This window comes from Ruegeria sp. CG11 (assembly GCF_056537245.1).
In genome coordinates, this window is record NZ_JBQFRE010000005.1 from 76,237 (window position 1) to 97,034 (window position 20,798).

The following is a 20,798-nucleotide window of genomic DNA, read 5'->3' on the forward strand; positions in this document are numbered from 1 at the left end:
CCTCATGCCCGTGAATATCCTGTTTTCCGCGCGCCCTGCCCTGTGGCCCGTCTATGAGCCGCTGCTGACCAAGTACCTGACCGAAGAGGGGCTGGACTTTCGCCTGAGCACCGAGTTGGAGCCGGATCAGGTCGACTATGTGGTCTATGCCCCGAATGGCGGGCTGTTGGATTTCACTCCCTACACGCGGCTGAAGGCCGTGCTCAGCCTCTGGGCCGGGGTCGAGAAGATCGCGGACAACGACACCCTGACCGTCCCGCTGGCGCGGATGGTAGACCATGGCCTGACACAGGGCATGACCGAATGGGCGGTCGGCCACGTGCTGCGCTATCACCTTGGGATGGATCAGCACATAACGGTTCAGGACGGCGTCTGGACACCTGACGCGCCGCCATTGGCCACCGAACGCCGGGTTTGCATTCTGGGTCTTGGCGCGTTGGGCGAGGCTGCGGCCCGCGCGTTGACCGCGCTGAATTTTGACGTCACCGGTTGGAGCCGTTCCGCCAAGGACATTCCCAGCGTCACCTGTTTGCATGGCGAAGACGGGCTGCGCGCCGCCCTGTCACAGGCCGAAATCGTTGTCCTGCTGTTGCCGGACACACTGGCAACTACAAACACTCTGAACGCCGAAACACTGGCCCTGCTGCCCAATGGCGCACGCATCATCAATCCCGGCCGAGGGCCGCTGATCGACGACGATGCACTGCTTGAGGCTCTGAATTCGGGTCGGGTCGGCCACGCAACGCTGGACGTGTTCCGGGTCGAGCCTTTGCCTGAAGACCACCCTTATTGGGCGCACCCGAATGTGACGGTGACACCGCACATCGCATCGGAAACGCGGCCCGTGACGGCAGCGCAGGTGATTTGCGAAAACGTCCGGCGGGGTGAGGAAGGCGCGCCCTTCCTGCACCTCGTTGATCGTTCTTTGGGATACTAGGCAGCGATCAACCCGCGTCCTTTCAGCAGGGCTTCGACGCCCGGCAGGCGTCCGCGGAAGGCCAGGTACAGGTCCTCGGCCTCGCGCGAACCGCCGGTGGACAGGATGTTGTCCTCCAACGCCTTGGCGCGTTCAGGGTCAAAAGCCCCACCCGCCTCTTCAAACGCGGCAAAGGCGTCGGCATCCATCACCTCGGACCACATATAACTGTAGTAGCCCGAGCTATATCCGTCGCCCGCAAAGACATGCGCAAAATGCGGCGTGGCGTGGCGCATCCCGATGGCCTGCGGCATCCCGATCCCGGCCAGCACCTCGGCCTGTTTCGCCATTGGATCAACCGGGGCTGCACCATCATGGAACGCCAGATCAACCAGCGCCGAGGCGACATATTCCACCGTCTGGAACCCCTGATCGAAATTGGCAGCCTTCAGAACTTTCTCCAGCATGTCCTGCGGCATCGGCTCGTCGGTTTCGGCATGGGTGGCGAACTCGGCCAGAACTTCGGGCACTTCCAGCCAGTGTTCATAAAGCTGGCTGGGCAGTTCGACGAAGTCCCGCGCGACCGACGTGCCCGAGATGCTTTCATAGGTCACGTTGGACAGCATCTGGTGCAGAGCGTGCCCGAATTCGTGGAACAGCGTGCGCGCATCGTCATAGGACAACAGCGCCGGGTCCCCCTTGGCAAAGTTGCAGACATTGATCACGACCGGAGCCTGCACCTTGGGGAATTTGGCCTGCGACCGCATCGCGCTGCACCATGCGCCCGAGCGTTTCGATCCGCGCGCAAAGTAGTCACCGATGAACACCGCGATATGCTGTCCGTTACGCGTCACCTCCCATGCCCGACAATCGGGGTGATAGAGTGGTACGTCCAGTGGCGCGAACTCCAATCCAAACAGGCGATTGGCGCAGACAAACGACGCTTCGATCATACGGTCCAACTGCAAGTAGGGTTTCAGCGCGGCCTCATCCAGATCATGCTCGGCCTTGCGGCGTTTCTCGGCGTAGTAGCGCCAGTCCCAAGCCTCCAGCGGACCATTGACGCCGTCTTCCTGCATCATCTGCGTCAGGATTTCAGCGTCCGCATCAGCGCGGGTCTTGGCCGGCTCCCACACCTGCATCAGCAGATCTCGGACCTTGTCCGGGGTGCGGGCCATTTCGGTTTCCAGCTTGTAGGCCGCGAAACTGTCATAGCCCAGCAGCTTGGCCCGTTCCTCGCGCAGCTGAAGAATTTCGGCGGCAATCTCGCGGTTGTCTGTCTCTCCACCGTTGGCCCCCCGCGCGGTCCAGGCCAGATAGGCCTTTTCCCGCAGGTCTCGGCGGGACGAGAATTGCAGGAACGGCACGATCAGGGACCGGGACAGGGTTACCACCGGTCCCGCCGCGCGCTTATCCTGCCCCGCGGCACGGGCCGCATCCACCACGAAACCCGGCAGACCTTCCAAATCATCCTCGGACAGGTCCATGAACCAGTCGCGCTCATCGGCCAGCAGGTTTTGGGTAAACGAGGTCCCCAACGAGGCCAGCCGCGCCTTGATCTCTTGCATCCGGGCATCCTCATCACCCTCAAGCGCCGCGCCGGACCGTACGAACCCCCGATGGGTCAGCATCAGAACCCGCGCCTGTTCGTCGGTCAGGTCCAGTTCGTCCCTACACGCCCACAGGTCGGCCACCCGCTGAAACAGAGCCTTGTTCGAGGAAATACCAGAAAAATGCGCGGCCAACTTGGGCGAGAACTCGCGCTGCAATTCCTCGCGCGCCGGATTGCTGTCGGCCCCGGCGACGGTGAAGAACACCGACAGAACCTTGTCCATTTCCTCGCCTGCCGCCTCAAGCGCTTCGATCGTGTTGGCAAATGTGGGCGCGTACGGGTTGCCAGCAATCGCATCGATCTGAGCGTTATGGGCCTGCATTGCCTGATCCAGAGCGGGGGCGAAATCGTCATCCGCGATGTCGGCAAAAGGTGCGATTTCAAATGGCGTGGTCCAGTCGGACAGGATCGGATTGGTCATGCATGTCTCCTTTGACCACAGAGTTAGGAACGGCAGGCCAGATGATCCAGAGCGGGTTACGCCCCAGCGCCACAAATCGGACAATCGGCACGGCGCGACAGGGTGATCTTGCGGCTTTCACCATAGAGCGCGTCATAGATCAGCATCTCGCCGCGCAGGGCTTGCCCGGCCCCGGTGATCACCTTGATCGCTTCAACCGCCATCATCGAGCCAACCACGCCGGGCAGCGGGCCAATCACCCCCGCCTCGGCGCACGAGGGGGCCAGACCGGGGGCCGGGGCCTCGGGGAAGATGCACTGATAGCAGGGCGCGTCATTGGCGGGATCAAAAACGCTGAGCTGCCCTTCCCATTGCGACAAGGCGCCCGAGATCAGCGGCTTGCCCAGCACCACCGCTGTTCGGTTGGCCAGATAGCGGGTGTCGAAGTTATCGGTGCCGTCGAGGATCAGATCGAAGTCGGTGAACAGGTCGTAGGCGACCTCTTCGGTCAGGCGACGGTGATAAGGCAGAACGGTGACGTTGGGGTTCTGCGCCTCCATCGCCTGCTGGGCCGAGAAGACCTTGGGCATCCCGATATCGGCATCGCGGTGGATCACCTGCCGTTGTAGGTTGGCGTTTTCGACCTCATCATCGTCGATCACGCCGATCGTGCCCACTCCCGCAGCGGCCAGGTATTGCAGGGCGGGCGCACCCAGCCCTCCGGCACCGATGACCAGCACGCGGGCCTTCTTCATTTTCTTCTGACCTGGCCCGCCCAGCTCACGCAAAACGATGTGGCGGGCATAGCGTTCCAGTTCGGTTTCAGAGAATTGATCGGATGGCATAGCGGGCTCCTTGGCTGCGGCAGGGGCTGCGCGGTTTCGCAGCGCTTTCAGCACCCTCCCGTAAACCAGAACCAGAATGGCCGCGCCACCCAAGATCAGCCACAGCGCCGCAGAGCCGCCAGTCGCCTCACGCAACGGATGGCCATCCGGCAGAACCAGCTGAGCCGTAATCACGCCCAACAGCAGAACCCCGACCGAGGTCATGCGGGCAGTCCGGGACACTCTGGCCATATAGCCGATGCCCCACAGACCCGCAGCCAGGATCAGGACCAGCAGCATCAGCCTCGCCCGGTCGAGCCGAACCCGCCCGCACCGCGGACTGTGTCGCTGAGCGCCCCCACCGGCTCGAACGCGGCCTGCACCACGGGGGCGACGACCAGTTGGGCGATGCGTTCGCCATGGGTGACCTCGAACGCCTCTTGCCCGGCGTTCAGGACGATTACACCCAGCGGACCGCGATAGTCACTGTCGATCGTGCCGGGAGTGTTAGGCAGAGTAATGCCGTGTTTCAGCGCCAAGCCGGAGCGGGGACGCACCTGAACTTCAAACCCCTGCGGAATTTCGATACGCAACCCGGTGGGCACCAGGGCGCGCTGACCGGGTTCCAGCGTGATCGAGGTCCCATTCGGCAGGTTCGCCCGCACGTCGGCACCAGCCGCCCCAGAGGTTGCGTAGGACGGCAGTGGGACCGACGGATCAGACCCTTCCTCTCGGATCACACGAATAGCAACCATCACTGCTCCTTTGGTTTAGCTGGTCAACGCGTCGGCGATCTTACGTGCCAGACGCTTGGCCACTTCATCCTTGCCCATGCGCGGCCATTCCTCGGCGCCGTCGTCTGAAATCAGGATCACCGCGTTCTCGGACCCGCCCATGATCCCCGTCGCCGGGCTGACATCATTGGCTACGATCCAGTCACAGCCCTTGCGCCCTCGTTTGGCGGTGGCGTGTTCGACCACATTGTCGGTTTCAGCCGCGAACCCAACGACCAGCGCGGGGCGGCCTGCGTCCATATGCGAGACACGCTTCAGGATGTCCGGGTTTTCGGCAAACTCCAGCACGGGCAATCCGTCGCGGCTTTTCTTCAGTTTCTTGTCCGAGGCACTGGCCACGCGCCAGTCGGCAACAGCCGCCGCAAATACACCCGCATCAACAGGCAGCACCGCATCCACCGCGTCGGACATCTGCTGGGCGGTTTCAACCGGCACGACCTGCACCCCTTCGGGCGGCGGCACATCTGCCGGGCCGGTTACAAACACCACCTCGGCCCCCAGCGCGGCCAGCGCACGCGCGACCGCCGCGCCCTGCGCCCCGGACGAGCGGTTGGCGATATATCGTACCGGGTCGATGGGTTCATGCGTCGGCCCCGAGGTCACCAGCACACGCTTGCCGTTCAGTGGACCATCACCTAGTTCCGCTTCGATCGCGGCCACAATCTCCAACGGCTCCGACATGCGACCGGGACCATATTCACCGCAGGCCATATCGCCCTCGTTCGGGCCCACAAAACGGATGCCATCCGCTTGCAACTGTTTCAGGTTGCGTTGAGTGGCCGGGTGATCCCACATCCGCACATTCATCGCAGGCGCACACAGAACCGGTGTGTCGGTTGCCATCAGTAGGGTCGAGGCCAGATCATTGGCCAACCCCCCGGCCATCTTGCCCATCAGATCGGCCGTCGCCGGTGCCACAACAATCAGATCAGCCGAACGGGACAATTGTATATGCCCCATCTCGGCCTCATCCGTCAGGTCAAACAAATCGCGATAGACCTTCTCTCCGGCCAAAGCAGACACCGACAGGGGCGTCACAAACTCTTCAGCCGCGCGGGTCAGCACGGGCGTCACAGCCGCACCGCGTTCTCGCAAACGCCGGATCAGGTCCAGCGACTTATACGCCGCGATCCCGCCGCCGATGATCAGCAGAATGCGTTTCGATGCCAGCATGTTGTACCCTTCCCGTCCCGGTCGGCCCCGACATTAGGCAAGCGGGCCGGACAGTTCCAGCGGTTAATTCTGAGTTTCAAAGGCCAGACAAGGGTCTTCACGTTCAACGCCCGGACTGTCGATCACGGCATCAAATTCTCCCTCGACGATACCGTCCTCGGATTGGCCCAGTACGAACACTTTCAACCCCGGGCGCAGGCGGAACAGAAAGGTCGGAATGCCCCGATCCTTTCGGGCGTGGCCGTTCCCGGTGATCACCGCGACCGGTCCGCCGGTCTCATCGGTGGCGCGCAGGATTGCGCGGGTCAGCACCGCGTCGCGCAGCCGCTGTATGGCGACCAGCTGTGGCAATGCACTTTCCGGGATCGCATTGCAATGCGCGGCGAGTTGATCGGCCTCGCGCGCGATCTGTTCCTCGGCTGGCAGCTGAACGGTCAGACCATAGCGTGCGGCATCTGCACCAAGAGCGATGGCCGCGCCCCGCTCCATCGCCGCACGGGCAGCTGTACGCGGGACCATGGCGCCATAAACTGGCGCGTCCGAAGCCTGAAACACTGGGTAATACATGCTGAGCGGCGGCCAGCCGGATTCGAGCCATTCCAGAATCCGTGCTAGTTCCTCGGGGTCGGATAAAGCCTTGTCAGCAAGGCGTTGCGCACCTTCCTCGGTCACCATCTCCCACACGACGGCCGAGGGTTTCACGGCTTTTAGGGCCTCGGCCTGAATAACATGGTGTTGGGGATTGTCGTGGACCTCGCCCAGAATGACCACATCCGCCGACATCATCGCGGTCAGAACGTCATCGGGTATCAAATCCTCGGCATGGCCGGGACGGACCATAACCACAAGTGCACAAAGCAGAATCGCAAGCTGTCTCATGCGATGAAGTGTTGCACCTCACGCGATTGAGCTTCAAGGCTCTTGCGCATTTTCACAAACGCCGCAGCTTCGAGCTGACGCACGCGCTCTTTGGACAAGCCAAGTTCCTTCCCAAGGCTTTCCAGCGTCCGGGCCGGTTCACGCAGTTTGCGTTCACGCACGATGAACCTTTCGCGGTCATTCAGCGCCTGCATCGCCGTCACCAGCCATTCACGCAGCTGTTCAGTATCGTGGCTGTTTTCCACTGTCTCGGCGGCCTGTTCACGGTCATCCTCCAGCGCGTCGATCCACTCACGCCCGTCTTCATCGGCAGATTGCACTGCGTTCAGCGAGAAATCAGAGCCCGAAAGTCGCCCTTCCATCATCTCAACATCGCGCAGGGGCACTCCGATTTCGGCGGCGATCTTCTGATGTAGCTGGTGGCGGTCCAGCTCCATCCCCTCAGTCGCCGCCTCACGCTCCAACCGGGCCTGAACGCGGCGCATGTTGAAGAACAGAGATTTCTGGGAAGAGGTGGAACCGGTACGCACCATCGACCAGTTGCGCATTACATAATCCTGAATGCTGGCCTTGATCCACCAAACGGCATAGGTCGAAAAACGTACGCCGCGGTCGGGATCAAACTTGTCGGCGGCTTTCATCAGGCCCAGACCAGCCTCTTGGATCAGATCATTCATCGGCGCGCCATAGCGTTTAAATTTGGCCGCCATCGAAATTGCCAACCGCATATAGGCGGTGATCAGCCGGTGAAGCGCCTGTTCGTCGCGCTCATCACGCCAAGCGTAAGCGAGCCGCAATTCTGTCTCTGCGTCCAGCAGTTCGGCCTTCATCGCTTGCCGGGACATCGAGAAATCGTTCGCATTGTCCAGTGCCATGGAAATCTCCCCTTTTCGCAGGCGCGTGGCCGGACTTGCCTTGCCGACCTATGGTCGATACGCAGAACAAAACCGAGCGGATCACATGAAAGGTAATTATAGTGTATCCGGATTTAACCTTTGTGCTGGGCGGCGCGGCCTCGGGCAAGTCGGCATTTGCCGAGCAACTTGTTGTTTCATCAGGAAAAAACCGAGTATATCTCGCCACATCACAAGTGTTTGATGACGAGATGCGCGACAAGGTGCAGCGCCACATCGCCCAGCGCGGCGAAGGGTGGGCGACTGTCGAGGCCCCCTTGGATCTTGGTCAGGCTTTGGCCGATCTGAACCCTGACCATATCTGCCTGATCGACTGCGCGACCATGTGGCTGTCCAACCACCTGCTGGCTGAAAACGATCTGGAGGCAGCTCAGACAGCGCTTTTGCAGGCGTTGCGCGCCTGCCGCGCGCCCATCGTGATCGTCTCGAACGAGGTCGGCCACGGCATCGTGCCCGACAACGCCCTGTCCCGCCGGTTCCGCGAGGCGCAGGGGCGGCTGAACATCGCCTTAGCGGCGCAGGCCGATCTGGCGGTGCAGATCACCGCGGGTCTGCCGCTGGTTCTGAAAGGACAGTTACCGTGACCCGCCTGCACCTTGTGCGCCACGGGCCGACCCATGCAAAAACCATGGTCGGCTGGTCCGACATTCCCGCCGACCTCAGCGATCAGGCGGCCATTGCGCGGCTGCACGACCACCTGCCAGAGGGCGCGCTGGTCATTTCGTCCGACCTGTCCCGCGCTGTTGATACGGCCTCGGCCATCCAAGGCACACGCCAGCGCCTGTCGCATCACCGTGACCTGCGCGAGATTCACTTTGGCACGTGGGAGTTGCGCGGTTTCAAAGACATTGAGGCCGAAGACCCCGACCTTGCCTTTGCCTATTGGGACAATCCCGGCGATGTGCGCCCGCCCGAGGGCGAAAGCTGGAACGAGGTACGCGCCCGCGTCGACGCCGTGATCGACCGCCTGATCGCCGACCATACCGGGCGCGATCTGGTCATTGTTGCCCATTTCGGTGTGATTCTGACGCAGGTCCAGCGCGCCCTTGATATCTCGGCCTACGAGGCGTTCAGCCACCGGATCGACAATCTCTCGGTCACCGATATCACTCATCATGGCAACCGCTGGTCGGTGGGGCGGATCAATCACCTCCCGTGATCATACCCCGCACAAATCACTGATTTACTGATTGATCATACCACGCCATCGTTACGGCATGACCTATGATTTGTTTATCGGAGACCGCCTGTTTTCCAGCTGGTCCATGCGCGGCTGGTTGATGCTGGAAAAGTTTGGCCTGCCCTATCGAAGCCACATGATCGGCCTTTATTCCGGCACCATGGCCGAGGATATGAAAGCCCTTGCCCCTGCGCGCCTCGTGCCCGCTCTACGCCTGCCCGACGGTACGGTCGTGGGTGAAAGCCTCGCTATGGCCGAGACCCTGGCCGAACGCCACCCCGAGGCCGGGATGTGGCCAAGGGATGCCGCTGCACGTGCCACCGCCCGGTGGCTCTGCGCTGAGATGGTAGCCGGGTTCAACGCCTTGCGCGGGGAATGCCCGATGCAGCTTAAGCACTGCTGGCAAGGGTTTGACCCGTCCCCCGAGACGTTGACCGATCTGAACCGGATCGAAACGCTCTGGACCCATGCGCGCGCTGTATCCGGTTCAGAATCCGGTCCGCTGTTCGGCGATTATTCACTGGCGGACCTGTTTTACACGCCAGTTGCCGCGCGGATCATCGGGTATGGATTGCCGGTGTCCGATTCCAATCGCACCTATTGTCTGGAACTGCTGGCAGACACGTCGGTTCGGCAATGGCGCGCGATGGGGCTGACCGTGACGTATGACCCCTTTCCCTATGCGATGGACCTGCCATCGCAACCCTGGCCAATCGGCGGGCCTTCGGACGCACGCCCTGTCGAAGATGGCCCCTCGGTCAACGCCACATGCCCCTATTCCGGCAAACTGGTCACGCATTTTCTGGAATTGAACGGGCGGCGTTGGGGGTTCTGCAATGCGTTCTGCCGTGACAAAACCATCGCGGACCCGGGCGCGTGGCCAAAATTCACCGCAATGAGAAAAGCCGTTAACGATTCTTAAACCGCAGCCATGGCAGCAACGACCTGTTAACCAAAAAGGTCGTTCATGGTCGCCCGTTCTCATACCGTTGCTTTCCAAGGGGTCGATGCCCGCCCGGTCGAGGTGCAATGCGCCGTCTCGCCAGGCCTGCCCGCCTTTTCCATCGTCGGCCTTCCCGACAAGGCCGTCTCCGAGGCTCGCGACCGCGTCCGCAGCGCGCTAAGCTCGATGGCCATCGCTTTGCCGTCGAAACGGATTACCATCAACCTGTCTCCTGCCGATCTGCCGAAAGAGGGCAGCCATTTCGACCTGCCCATCGCGGTCGCACTACTGTCGGCGCTCGAGATCATCCCGCCCGATGCCGCCGAAGGGGCGGTTTCGCTGGGCGAGCTATCACTGGACGGCTCCTTGGTTCCGGTGGTCGGCGCCCTGCCCGCCGCCATGACAGCCGCGGCCGAGGACCGTACGCTGCTGTGCCCCAAAGCCTCCAGCGCAGAGGCTGCTTGGGTCGACGCCACGCAGGTGATCGGAGCCGGGTCGCTGGGGGATGTGGTGCGCCATTTCTCGGGCCAATCGCCCTTGCCTGCTGCTCAACCCGGTGAGGTGAACCTTACCCCAAGCGCGCGAGATCTGCGCGATGTGAAGGGACAGGAACGCGCCAAACGCGCGTTAGAAATCGCTGCCGCCGGGCGTCACCACCTGATCATGATCGGCACGCCGGGGTCGGGTAAATCCATGCTGGCCGCGCGCCTACCCGGAATTTTGCCGCCACTGACTCCGACAGAGGCACTGGAAACCTCAATGATCCAATCCCTATGCGGATTGCTGGACGAAGGTGGAATCAGCCGCACTCGCCCGTTTCGCGAGCCGCACCATACTGCCTCGATGGCCGCTATCGTCGGCGGCGGCAAGGGGGCGAAACCGGGGGAAATCTCACTCGCTCATAATGGCGTTCTGTTCATGGATGAATTTCCCGAGTTCCCACGCACCGTGTTGGAAACCCTGCGCCAGCCGATCGAAACAGGCGAGGTCATGGTCGCCCGCGCCAATGCCCATGTGAAGTACCCCTGTCGGTTCATGTTGGTGGCCGCCGCCAATCCCTGCAAATGCGGGTATCTGACCAACCCTGCCCGCGCCTGTTCGCGCGCGCCTGTGTGCGGCGAGGATTATCTCGGCCGCATATCCGGCCCGTTGATGGATCGGTTCGACTTGAGGATTGAGGTTCCCCCCGTGGGGTTCACCGATCTGGACCTGCCGCCTTCAGGTGACAGTTCGGCCACTGTGGCGGCGCGTGTCGAAGCGGCCCGTGCCATCCAAGCGGACCGTTTCGCTGGCACGACGACCCGGCAAAACGCCGATGTCGAAGGCAATGTGTTGGAAGAGATCGCCGCCCCTGACACCGAGGGCAAAGAGCTGCTGCTGAAAGCTGCCGAGCGTTTCGGCCTGTCGGCCCGCGCCTTTCACCGCATTCTGCGGGTGGCGCGAACAATTGCCGATCTGGAGGGCGCGCCGGATGTCCGACGCCCGCATGTGGCCGAGGCGCTGAGCTTTCGCATCAGCGCCAAGGTCGCGGCTTAAAGCTTGGCCTCGATCGCCTGCCAGATCTTTTCGGCGATGTTCACGCCGTCGAACCGTTCCAGTTCCTGAATACCGGTCGGAGAAGTCACGTTGATCTCGGTCAGGTAATCGCCGATCACGTCGATCCCCACGAAGACCTGTCCTTTTTCCTTCAGCAATGGACCAATCGCAGCACAAATCTCAAGATCACGTTCGGACAGGCCGATCTTTTCAGGACGGCCACCCACATGCATGTTCGAGCGTGTTTCGCCCGCAGCGGGTACGCGGTTGATGGCACCGACCGGGTCGCCATCGACCAGAATAATTCGTTTGTCGCCATTGCTGACATCGGGCAGGAACTTCTGAACGATCAATGGCTCGCGCGAGAAGCCGGTGAACAACTCGTGCAGCGAGGTCAGGTTGCGGTCGTTCGCATCCAGCCGGAACACGCCCGCACCTCCATTGCCGTAAAGCGGTTTCAGGATGACGTCACCGTGCTTTTCCTTGAACGCCTTGATGGTCTGCAGATCACGCGCAACCGTTGTCGGAGGCGTCAGGTCCGGGAAATCCAGAACCAGTAGTTTTTCCGGGTAATTGCGCACCCAGAACGGATCGTTGACCACCAATGCCTGTCCTTTCAGACGGTCCAGCAAGTGGGTCGACGTGATGTAATGCATGTCGAACGGAGGGTCCTGACGCAGCCAGATCACGTCGAACTCGGCCAGATCAACCTCTCGCTCAGGTCCCAGCTCGGCCGGGTTGCCCGCCACGCGCTGCACTTTCATATCGTGGCCGCGTGCGGTGATGCGCTCTTCCTGATAGGCCAGTTGGTCAGGCCCGTAGAAAAACAGCGAATGCCCGCGCGCCTGCGCCTCTTCGGCCAGACGGAAGGAGCTGTCTGCATTGATATCCACGGCCCCGATCGGGTCCATCTGAAAGGCGATTTTCATGGCGTGTCCCTCAGTTTCACGCCAGATACATGGCCCAGCGGGGCCATGGGTTCAATGGGGGTCAGGCCTGACCAAAGGCGTTTTCGATGATTTGAACAGCGCCCGAGGCGTCCACTAGGGCCGCATCAAACCGGACATTCGTCAGTTGTCCGCCCGGCTGCGTTTCCAGAAACTGCGCGGCAGAGGCACAGATACGATCCATCTGGCGACGGCTGATCCGGGCTGCGGCCGTCTCGAAACTGGTGCTTTTCTTGACCTCGATGAAAACGACGCCGTCTGCATTGCGGGCGATCAAATCGATCTCACCCCCGGCTCCTCGCCAGCGGTGATGCGCGATTGAGAACCCGCGCCGTTCGTATTCGGATGCCACCTGTTGCTCCGCCGCCTGTCCGGCATGATAGGAAACCGAACTTCGGACGGAACGTGCGGTCATGTCATCCCTTTCCCAGTTTCAGAGCCTTCTGATAGATCGGACGACGCGGCAGCTTGTACATTTCCGACACCAAATCCGCCGCATCCCGAACCGAATGCGTTTCCAAGGCCCGTTTCAATGCTTCTTCTACGTCGGATTCGTTAACAGTTTCCGAATGTCCGCGGTCCACAAGCAGGACGATCTCACCTTTGACCGTCTGCCCTTGAAGGTTTGCCGCCAGTTCGCCCAGAGACCCGCGCCGAACTTCTTCAAACTTCTTGGTCAACTCGCGGCACATCGCAGCGGGGCGGGCTTCTCCCAGCACCTCGGCCAGATCCGACAGGCAGGCGGCCACACGTTTCGGCGATTCGTAAAACACCAGTGTCCCGGGCACGTCGCGCAGGGCCTCGATCCGTGTTCGGCGGGCACCGGAGGCGTTAGGCAGAAATCCGGCAAAAAAGAACGCATCCGTCGGCAAACCCGCCAAGGTCAGCGCCATCAGGGCCGCCGACGGCCCCGGCGCGCAGGTCACCATGTGCCCGGCCTCAGCCGCCTGCCGCCCCAGATCATAGCCGGGATCAGCGATCAGTGGCATTCCGGCCTCGGATGCGTAGGCGACTGATTTTCCTTCACTCAGCGCGTCCAGAATCTTGCCGCGCGCACCTGCGCCGCTGTGGTCGTGATAGGCTAGGATGCGCCGCCCTTCGAGGGGGACGCCATGAATCTCCATCAATCGACGCAAGCTGCGGGTGTCTTCGGCGGCAATCACATCCGCCGAGGCCAGCACGTCCAGAGCCCTGAGCGTGATATCGCGCGCCGTTCCAATCGGAGTGGCAACAAAATACAGGCCAGCGCCCAATCTGACTTTTTGGAAATTCAAAGCTGGACCCTCACAGCGTGACGTTTATTATCGCGGCGCAATAGATTGGTGGTAGCCCAAGCCGCCGGGACAGGGAGTTTTCATTCAGATGTTTACCGTTTGCAAGCCCGTTCGCAAACTGGCGCGTACCGCCGCCGTACTGGCAACCGCAGCATTTCTGGCCGCTTGTGAGACAACCGGCATTGGCGGCGGGCCTTCGATCAACACTTCCGAACCTGTCCCCGTCGCCTTGCTGGTGCCCGCCGGATCGGGTCAGGCGGGCGATGCAGAACTGGCACGCAGCCTTGAAAACGCGGCCCGTCTGGCGATGGCCGACCTGCAGAACGTGAAGATCGATCTTCGTGTCTATGATACGCGCGGCAGCTCGAATACAGCCGCCGAAGTTGCGCAGCGCGCGGTTTCGGATGGGGCTAAGATCATTCTCGGCCCGGTCTATGCGCAAGCGGCAAATTCCGCAGGCCTGGCCGTGCTAAACAACAACGTCAACGTGTTGTCCTTCTCGAACAACACCAGCATTGCAGGCGGCAACGTATTCGTTTTGGGCCCGACCTTTGACAACACGGCCAATCGGCTGGTCAGCTTTGCCGGTTCGCAAGGCAAGAACGGGATGGTCATCGTCCACAGCAATGATGCTGCCGGTCGGCTGGGCCAGAGCGCCATTGCCAATGCACTGGCCAGCAGCCGCGTGAACAACGCGGGCTCGATTGGCTACGATCGGTCGCAACAGGGTGTGATCAACGCAGTTCCAAATGTCAAAGCCACCGTGGACGCGTCGGGCGCGGATTCCCTGTTCCTGACGGCCACCACGGCTGGTGCATTGCCGCTTTTCACCCAGTTGTTGCCAGAAGCGGGCGTATCTCCGGCGAACACGCAATTTATTGGCCTGACACGCTGGGATATCCCACCGCAGACACTGGACCTGCCGGGCGTACAGGGCGGTTGGTTCGCGTTGCCTGATCCATCCAAGGCGCAGGCCTATCGCCAGCGGTACAACAACACCTATGGTGAAGCCCCGCATCCGATCAGCGGCCTGGCGTATGACGGTATCGCAGCCATCGCCGCTTTGGTCAGCCAGGGCAAATCCAACGCGCTGACCGCCTCGGCGCTCACACAGAACGCCGGTTTCCAGGGCGTCGGCGGCATCTTCCGCCTGCGTCCGAACGGTACGAATGAACGCGGTCTGGCAGTCGCCACGATCCAGAATAAACAGGTAGTAGTGATTGACCCTGCCCCACAAAGCTTCACAGGCGCCGGTTTCTGATCAACCGGTGCTGACGCTCACCCCGAAGGGTGAGTTGATTTGCCCGGCCGATGAAATATTCGACAGCGCCGCCGTCATGGCGCAGCTGTCGGAAGCCTTCGACAAGACCTCGGACAATGGCGCACGGCGGAATGAGACTGTGCGCATTCTGCGTGACGCCCAGAAAGCCGGGCGTCAGGCCATTGCCGATGCCTTTGCCAAACGCCCCTTTGACGCGCGGCCGCTGACCCATTCCTACACCTACCTGACCGACGGTCTTGTCTGCACGGCGATGCAGGTGTCCAGCGAAGTTCTGCACCCTTTGGCCACGCCGACCCAGGGGGAAAAGATCGCCGTGATGGCAGTTGGAGGTTATGGGCGGGGTGAGATGGCTCCGGCTTCTGACGTCGACCTGCTGTTCCTGACGCCTTACAAGATTACCGCCTGGGCCGAGAGCGTGATCGAATCCATGCTGTATATCCTGTGGGATTTGCGGCTGAAGGTCGGCCATTCCTCGCGCACCATCAAGGACTGCCTGCGGCTGGGCACCGAGGATTTCACCATCCGCACCGCGATGCTGGAACAGCGGTATCTGGCCGGGGATAAGGAACTTGGGACTGAACTGGACACCCGTCTGAAGTCCGACCTGTTCAAGGGCAGCGAGCGGCAATTCATTGAAGCCAAGCTGCAGGAGCGCGACGAGCGTCACCTGAAGCAAGGCCAGCGCTATATGGTCGAACCCAATGTCAAAGAGGGCAAGGGCGGGCTGCGGGATCTGCAATCGCTCTATTGGATCGCGAAATACATCTATGGCGTTCAGGATGTGGCAGAACTGGTGCCGCTGGGCCTGTTCACACCGGACGAGTTCGAGACCTTTGTGAAGGCCGAAGATTTCCTCTGGGCAGTGCGGTCACACCTGCATCTGGTCACCGGGCGCGCCACGGAACAGCTGACCTTTGACATGCAGGTCGAGGTCGCAGCCCGCATGGGGTACGAGGACCGCGCCGGACGTCGCGGCGTCGAAGTCTTCATGCAGCGCTATTTCCGCGAGGCCACGCGGGTGGGTGAGCTGACGCGCATCTTTCTGACCAAGCTTGAAGCGACCCATATGAAAGGTGCCGCCCTGTTAGAGCGCATCTTTCGCCGCCGCCCCCGTGTGAAAGCCGGGTACCAAGTGGTACATGGCCGTCTGGACATCGCCGACCCTGATACGTTTCTGGCCGACAAGCTGAACCTGCTGCGCTTGTTCGAAGAAGGATTGCGGACGGGCATGCTGATCCACCCGGACGCAATGCGGCTGGTCACGGCCAACCTGAACCTGATCGACGAAGAGATGCGCGAAAACAAGGAAGCGCAGCGTATCTTCCTTGATCTGATGCTGAAACACGGCAACCCAGAACGCGCCCTCCGCCGGATGAACGAACTGGGCGTCCTGTCGGCCTTTTTGCCCGAGTTCGAACACATCGTGGCGATGATGCAGTTCAACATGTATCACAGCTATACGGTGGATGAGCACACCATCCAGTGCATCGTCAACCTGAACCAGATCGAACGCGGAGAGCTGGTGGAATCGCTGCCTCTGGCCTCTTCGATCCTGAAGGGCGGGGTCAATCGCAAGGTTCTTTATGTCGCCTTGCTACTGCACGACATCGCCAAGGGGCGGCCCGAGGATCACTCGATCCTCGGCGCGCAGATTGCCCGCAAGGTTGCGCCCCGGCTAGGTCTGAACAAGGCGGATTCGGAAACCGTGGAATGGCTGGTGCGCTATCACCTGCTGATGTCGGACATGGCGCAGAAACGCGACATCTCGGACCCTCGCACGGTGCGCGATTTCGCCAAGGCGGTGAAGACGGTCAAGCGACTGGACCTGCTGACGGTGCTGACCGTCTGCGACATTCGCGGCGTCGGGCCAAATACGTGGAACAACTGGAAGGCCACCCTGCTGCGCGCCCTGCACGCCGAAACCAAACGCGCGCTTGAGACCGGGATGGAGGACCTCAACCGCGCCAATCGTGGCACCGAGGCCAAAAAGGCCCTGCGCGCCGAACTGGCCGAATGGTCCAAAGCAGACCTCAAGGCCGAGACCGGGCGACATTACCCGCCCTATTGGCAGGGTCTGAACCTGTCGACCCATGTTGAATTTGCCGAGATGCTGCGGACGCTGGAACACAGCGGCGACCCGGGCGAGATGGAAATCCGCCTGCATCCCGACGAAGACCGCGACGCCACGCGGGCATGTTTCGCGATGGGCGACCATCCGGGGATTTTCGCACGGATCGCGGGGGCTCTGGCGCTGGTCGGGGCCAACGTGGTGGATGCGCGCAGTTATACCACCAAGGACGGTTACGTGACCGATGCGTTCTGGATTCAGGATGCCGAGGGCCACCCGTTCGAGGCCAGCCGCCTGCCGCGCCTGACCCAGATGATCCACAAGACGCTCAAAGGTGAAGTGGTCGCCCGCGACGCACTGAAATCGCGCGACAAGATCAAGAAACGGGAACGCGCCTTCAACGTGCCGACCCATATCACCTTCGACAATGACGGGTCCGAGATCTACACGATCATCGAGGTCGATACCCGCGACCGTCCCGGCCTACTGTTTGATCTGACGCGCACTTTGGCTGCGGCCAATGTCTATATCGCCAACGCCGTAATCGCGACCTATGGCGAGCAGGTGGTGGACACGTTCTACGTCAAGGACATGTTCGGGCTGAAATACCATTCGGAAAGCAAGCAGCGCACGCTTGAAGGCAAGCTGCGCAAAGCCATCACCGAAGGCGCCGAGCGCGCGGCCTCATGAAGCAGATCCGGCTGTTTTCAGGCCTGTTCACGGTCGGGTTCTGGACTCTGGCCAGCCGCATACTGGGTTTCTTGCGGGAAATCCTGCTGACCGCCTATATCGGGCCGGGGCCGGTGATGGATGCCTTTGTCGCCGCCTTTCGCCTGCCCAACATGTTCCGCCGCTTCTTTGCCGAAGGCGCGTTCAACGCCGCCTTTGTGCCGATGTTCTCGAAACGGCTGGAAGGGGATGAAAACGCCGAGGGCTTTGCGCAGGACGCGTTCAACCTGCTGGCTGTGGCGGTTCTGGTGCTGGTCGGTCTGGCGATGGTGTTCATGCCCGCTTTGGTCTGGATCACCGCCGAAGGCTTCTATGGCGACGAACGGTTCGATCTGGCGGTCGATTATGGCTACGTTGTCTTCCCCTACATCCTGTTCATGTCACTGGCAGCGTTGTTTTCGGGCGTTCTGAACGCCACCGGACGCTTTGCTGCTGCCGCCGCTGCACCGGTATTGCTGAACATCTTTGCCTGCACCGCCCTGATTGCCGCGGCGGCAATGGGCGGCGATGTGATCCGGTGGCTGATCGCCGTCATCCCGTTGGCGGGCATCGCGCAGTTGGCGCTGGTCTGGATCGCCACCGAACGCGCCGGTATTCGCATCCGCCCCGGCCTGCCGAAACTCAGCCCCGAAATGCGCCGCATGGTGCGCATCGCCGTTCCCGCAGCGCTCGCTATGGGCGTCACGCAGGTCAATCTGGTGGTGGGGCAGCTTGTGGCCTCGAAAACCGAAAAGGCGGTTAGCTGGCTGTTTGCGGCGGATCGGCTGTATCAATTGCCTTTGGGTGTGGTGGGCATTGCGGTCGGTATCGTACTGCTGCCCGATCTGTCGCGGCGTCTGCGGGCCGGGGATAAGGACGGTGCCCGCAACGCCTTTTCCCGCGCCGGAGAGTTCACTCTGCTGCTGACCATCCCGTCGACGGTGGCTTTTATCGTTTTGCCCAACCCGATCGTCTCAGTCCTGTTCGAGCGCGGCCAGTTCAGTGCCGAAGACACCACGGCCACGGCGCTGGCGGTGGCTGTCTATGGCATCGGGTTGCCTGCCTTCATGCTGCAAAAACTGCTGCAACCACTATTCTTCGCACGCGAGGATACGAAGTCCCCGTTCCACTATGCCATTGTCGCCATGATCGTGAACGCAGGGCTGGCCTTTGGTCTTTATCCGCTGGTCGGATGGATTGCCCCTGCCATTGCGGCCTCGACCGCCGGGTGGGTCATGGTCGCGTTGTTGGCCATTGGTGCACGCCGCATGGGCGAAGAGGCGCGGTTCGACGCCCGCTTCAAACGCCGGGCATGGCGTATCGTGGCGGCATCGTTGGGAATGGGCGTTGTGCTCTATGCCGCCATTCACCTGTTCGGCTGGACCTTCCAGCTGCCCGGCTGGCGCTATCTGGCGCTGATCCTTCTGATCAAGGTTGCGGCGGCCAGTTATTTCTTCCTCGGACACCTGTTCGGCGCGTTCGAAGTGTCCGAATTCAAAAAGGCCCTGCGCCGCTCGTGATCAGTCGCGGCGGATACGCCGCACGATCCGCGCCCAGCCGCCGGGGGCCAGTATGAAGGATAGACCGAACCCGGTCGCAAACCCGCCCAGATCGGCCACCCAATCCGAGGTGCCGCCGAAAATCAGACCAAAGACAAGCTGAATACCCATCAGTGCAGCGATCAGGCTAAAGGCACGATGTTGGTTTTCGCCAACCAGTGACAGCTTGCGCCACAGCAGCCATGTGAAGGCACCGATCAGGCCGTAGACCGGGGGAAACCCTCCAACCAGCGGATAGCTCGGGTCCAACAGCAGCGCATAAGCCAGCGCGCCGCCCACGCCGGACAGCACAAAGACGACCAGCATCTGGAACCCGCCAAAGACCTCGGCCACCATTTTACCCATGGCCAGCAGGAAAACGCAGACAAAGACGGCCTGTGTGAAGTTGCCGGACACGAACGGGTAGGTCACGAACCGGATCACATGTTCAAACGGCCAGCGCCCGTTCTCGATCATCCAGCTGAAGATGTCGGGCGAGAAGGAATAGCTCTGCAACGCATCCAGCCGCCAACCCACCGCCGATGGTCCGCCGACCAACCCGCGCGCGCCCAGGGTGAAGGCTATCTCGATCCCAATGATGAACAGCACCAAAGCCATCACAACAGGCGGCAGAGGGTTCACGGCGGGTGTATAATTCTCACTGCTCATTGGGCTGGCCTTTCGCGGCTGTTGACGTCCCTTGGCCTCATGGGTAAGCGACGGGGGCTGATTTTTCCAGACGGGAGTTCCCTTCGATGACCGAGACCCAGTTCACACCGCGCGTGTTTTCCGGCATCCAGCCGTCGGGAAACCTGCACCTTGGCAACTATCTGGGTGCGCTCAAGCGGTTCGTGGATATGCAGCAGCCTGATATGGAGACCATCTATTGCATGGTCGATCTGCACGCGATCACCGTCTGGCAGGACTCCAAGGAACTGGCACATTCGACGCGTGAGCTTTGCGCAGGCTTCATCGCCGCCGGACTCGACCCGGAAAAGTCGATCCTGTTCAACCAAAGCCAGGTGCCAGAGCACGCGCAACTGGCGTGGATCTTCAACTGCGTCGCCCGCATGGGCTGGATGCAGCGAATGACCCAGTGGAAGGACAAGGCGGGTAAGAACCAGCAGAACGCCTCGCTGGGCCTGTTCGCGTACCCTTCGCTGATGGCCGCTGACATTCTGACCTATCACGCGACTCACGTACCGGTGGGCGACGACCAGAAACAGCACCTTGAGCTGACCCGCGACATCGCGATCAAGTTCAACCATGATTATGGCGTTGATTTCTTCCCGATCACCGAACCTGTGATCGAAGGGGCCGCGACTCGTGTCATGAGCCTGCGCGACGGGTCCAAGAAGATGTCGAAATCCGACCCGTCGGACATGAGCCGCATCAACATGACCGATGACGCCGACACGATTGCCAAGAAGATTCGCAAGGCCAAGACAGACCCAGAAGCTTTGCCTTCGGAGCTCGACGGACTGGACGAACGCCCCGAGGCACGCAATCTGGTGAACATCTACGCCGCGCTCAGCGACCAGACGGCCGAGCAGGTTCTGGCCGATGTCGGCGGCAAGCAATTCGGTGAATTCAAACCGATGCTGGCCGAGCTGGCGGTTGCGAAACTGGCACCGATCTCGTCCGAAATGGCCCGCTTGATGGGGGAACAGGCGGAGATTGACCGGATTCTGGCCAAAGGCGCAGAAAAAGCGCGCGCAATCGCGGCCCCGATCCTGCAGCAGACCTACGAAATCGTGGGTATGGTCGGCGCAAAACAAGGCTGATTGCTCTGGACCTTGCCTCAACGCCT

At 61.4% G+C, this 20,798-nt stretch carries 19 protein-coding genes; 9 read left to right on the forward strand and 10 right to left on the reverse strand.

All coding sequences use genetic code 11. The features are described 5' to 3' along the window. Positions 1 to 4: 4 nt before the first annotated feature. The gene (locus ACR0KW_RS13405; RefSeq protein ID WP_480805436.1) at positions 5 to 937 is read left to right on the forward strand and encodes a 2-hydroxyacid dehydrogenase; all 933 of its coding nucleotides are present in this window, start codon (positions 5 to 7) and stop codon (positions 935 to 937) included. Here the strand turns inward: ACR0KW_RS13405 and ACR0KW_RS13410 are convergent. From ACR0KW_RS13410 to ACR0KW_RS13435, 6 genes are all read right to left on the reverse strand, one after another. Next, on the reverse strand, positions 934 to 2,949 hold the full coding sequence (locus ACR0KW_RS13410) for a M3 family metallopeptidase (protein ID WP_480805437.1): 2,016 nt from the start codon (positions 2,947 to 2,949) through the stop codon (positions 934 to 936). The two genes, ACR0KW_RS13405 and ACR0KW_RS13410, sit on opposite strands and share 4 nt — an antisense overlap. 56 nt (positions 2,950 to 3,005) lie before the next feature. After that, positions 3,006 to 4,052 (reverse strand): HesA/MoeB/ThiF family protein, encoded by a 1,047-nt coding sequence (locus ACR0KW_RS13415; protein ID WP_480805438.1) that lies wholly within the window; start codon positions 4,050 to 4,052, stop codon positions 3,006 to 3,008. Then, positions 4,052 to 4,507 (reverse strand): dUTP diphosphatase, encoded by a 456-nt coding sequence (gene dut, locus ACR0KW_RS13420; RefSeq protein ID WP_480805439.1) that lies wholly within the window; start codon positions 4,505 to 4,507, stop codon positions 4,052 to 4,054. Before dut ends, ACR0KW_RS13415 begins: the two co-directional genes overlap by 1 nt. 15 nt (positions 4,508 to 4,522) lie before the next feature. After that, positions 4,523 to 5,719: a bifunctional phosphopantothenoylcysteine decarboxylase/phosphopantothenate--cysteine ligase CoaBC gene (gene coaBC / locus ACR0KW_RS13425; RefSeq protein ID WP_480805440.1), complete on the reverse strand. Its 1,197-nt coding sequence runs from the start codon at positions 5,717 to 5,719 to the stop codon at positions 4,523 to 4,525. A 63-nt stretch (positions 5,720 to 5,782) separates the two neighbouring features. After that, a complete protein-coding gene (locus ACR0KW_RS13430; RefSeq protein ID WP_480805441.1) occupies positions 5,783 to 6,598 on the reverse strand; it encodes a ChaN family lipoprotein in 816 nt (271 codons plus the stop codon). Then, positions 6,595 to 7,473: an RNA polymerase factor sigma-32 gene (locus ACR0KW_RS13435; RefSeq protein WP_480805442.1), complete on the reverse strand. Its 879-nt coding sequence runs from the start codon at positions 7,471 to 7,473 to the stop codon at positions 6,595 to 6,597. The genes ACR0KW_RS13430 and ACR0KW_RS13435 overlap by 4 nt, the downstream gene beginning before the upstream one ends. A 101-nt stretch (positions 7,474 to 7,574) precedes the next feature. On the opposite strand from ACR0KW_RS13435, the gene cobU reads away from it, so the two are divergent. Genes cobU through ACR0KW_RS13455 form a run of 4 tightly spaced genes read left to right on the forward strand, consistent with a single transcriptional unit; the run spans position 7,575 to position 11,171 of the window. Then, complete coding sequence (gene cobU / locus ACR0KW_RS13440) at positions 7,575 to 8,096, forward strand: bifunctional adenosylcobinamide kinase/adenosylcobinamide-phosphate guanylyltransferase (RefSeq protein ID WP_480805443.1); 522 nt, start codon at positions 7,575 to 7,577, stop codon at positions 8,094 to 8,096. Continuing rightward, complete coding sequence (locus ACR0KW_RS13445; protein WP_480805444.1) at positions 8,093 to 8,671, forward strand: histidine phosphatase family protein; 579 nt, start codon at positions 8,093 to 8,095, stop codon at positions 8,669 to 8,671. Before cobU ends, ACR0KW_RS13445 begins: the two co-directional genes overlap by 4 nt. Before the next feature lie 58 nt (positions 8,672 to 8,729). Continuing rightward, entirely contained in the window at positions 8,730 to 9,614 is an 885-nt protein-coding gene (locus ACR0KW_RS13450) for a glutathione S-transferase N-terminal domain-containing protein (protein WP_480805602.1), read from the forward strand. Between the two features lie 45 nt (positions 9,615 to 9,659). Then, the gene (locus ACR0KW_RS13455; protein ID WP_480805445.1) at positions 9,660 to 11,171 is read left to right on the forward strand and encodes a YifB family Mg chelatase-like AAA ATPase; all 1,512 of its coding nucleotides are present in this window, start codon (positions 9,660 to 9,662) and stop codon (positions 11,169 to 11,171) included. Here ACR0KW_RS13455 and gshB read toward each other — a convergent pair. The 3 genes from gshB to rsmI form a co-directional block, all read right to left on the reverse strand. After that, positions 11,168 to 12,100: a glutathione synthase gene (gene gshB / locus ACR0KW_RS13460; protein WP_480805446.1), complete on the reverse strand. Its 933-nt coding sequence runs from the start codon at positions 12,098 to 12,100 to the stop codon at positions 11,168 to 11,170. The genes ACR0KW_RS13455 and gshB overlap by 4 nt on opposite strands. 61 nt (positions 12,101 to 12,161) lie before the next feature. Beyond that, positions 12,162 to 12,533: a YraN family protein gene (locus ACR0KW_RS13465; protein WP_480805447.1), complete on the reverse strand. Its 372-nt coding sequence runs from the start codon at positions 12,531 to 12,533 to the stop codon at positions 12,162 to 12,164. Position 12,534: 1 nt separating this feature from the next. Further along, on the reverse strand, positions 12,535 to 13,392 hold the full coding sequence (gene rsmI / locus ACR0KW_RS13470) for a 16S rRNA (cytidine(1402)-2'-O)-methyltransferase (RefSeq protein WP_480805448.1): 858 nt from the start codon (positions 13,390 to 13,392) through the stop codon (positions 12,535 to 12,537). An 88-nt stretch (positions 13,393 to 13,480) separates the two neighbouring features. On the opposite strand from rsmI, the gene ACR0KW_RS13475 reads away from it, so the two are divergent. The 3 genes from ACR0KW_RS13475 to murJ are packed head-to-tail and all read left to right on the forward strand — an operon-like array spanning position 13,481 to position 18,970. After that, positions 13,481 to 14,653 carry a penicillin-binding protein activator gene (locus ACR0KW_RS13475; protein WP_480805449.1) on the forward strand — a complete coding sequence of 391 codons (1,173 nt, stop codon included), beginning with the start codon at positions 13,481 to 13,483 and terminating at the stop codon, positions 14,651 to 14,653. Then, positions 14,613 to 17,432, forward strand: coding sequence for a [protein-PII] uridylyltransferase (locus ACR0KW_RS13480; protein ID WP_480805450.1), 2,820 nt, complete (start codon positions 14,613 to 14,615; stop codon positions 17,430 to 17,432). The genes ACR0KW_RS13475 and ACR0KW_RS13480 overlap by 41 nt, the downstream gene beginning before the upstream one ends. Beyond that, complete coding sequence (murJ, locus tag ACR0KW_RS13485) at positions 17,429 to 18,970, forward strand: murein biosynthesis integral membrane protein MurJ (RefSeq protein WP_480805451.1); 1,542 nt, start codon at positions 17,429 to 17,431, stop codon at positions 18,968 to 18,970. The genes ACR0KW_RS13480 and murJ overlap by 4 nt, the downstream gene beginning before the upstream one ends. On the opposite strand, the gene ACR0KW_RS13490 is transcribed toward murJ, so the two are convergent. Beyond that, entirely contained in the window at positions 18,971 to 19,657 is a 687-nt protein-coding gene (locus ACR0KW_RS13490; protein WP_480805452.1) for a rhomboid family intramembrane serine protease, read from the reverse strand. It lies immediately after the preceding gene. A gap of 86 nt (positions 19,658 to 19,743) precedes the next feature. On the opposite strand from ACR0KW_RS13490, the gene trpS reads away from it, so the two are divergent. After that, entirely contained in the window at positions 19,744 to 20,772 is a 1,029-nt protein-coding gene (gene trpS / locus ACR0KW_RS13495) for a tryptophan--tRNA ligase (RefSeq protein WP_480805453.1), read from the forward strand. Positions 20,773 to 20,798: the final 26 nt, after the last annotated feature.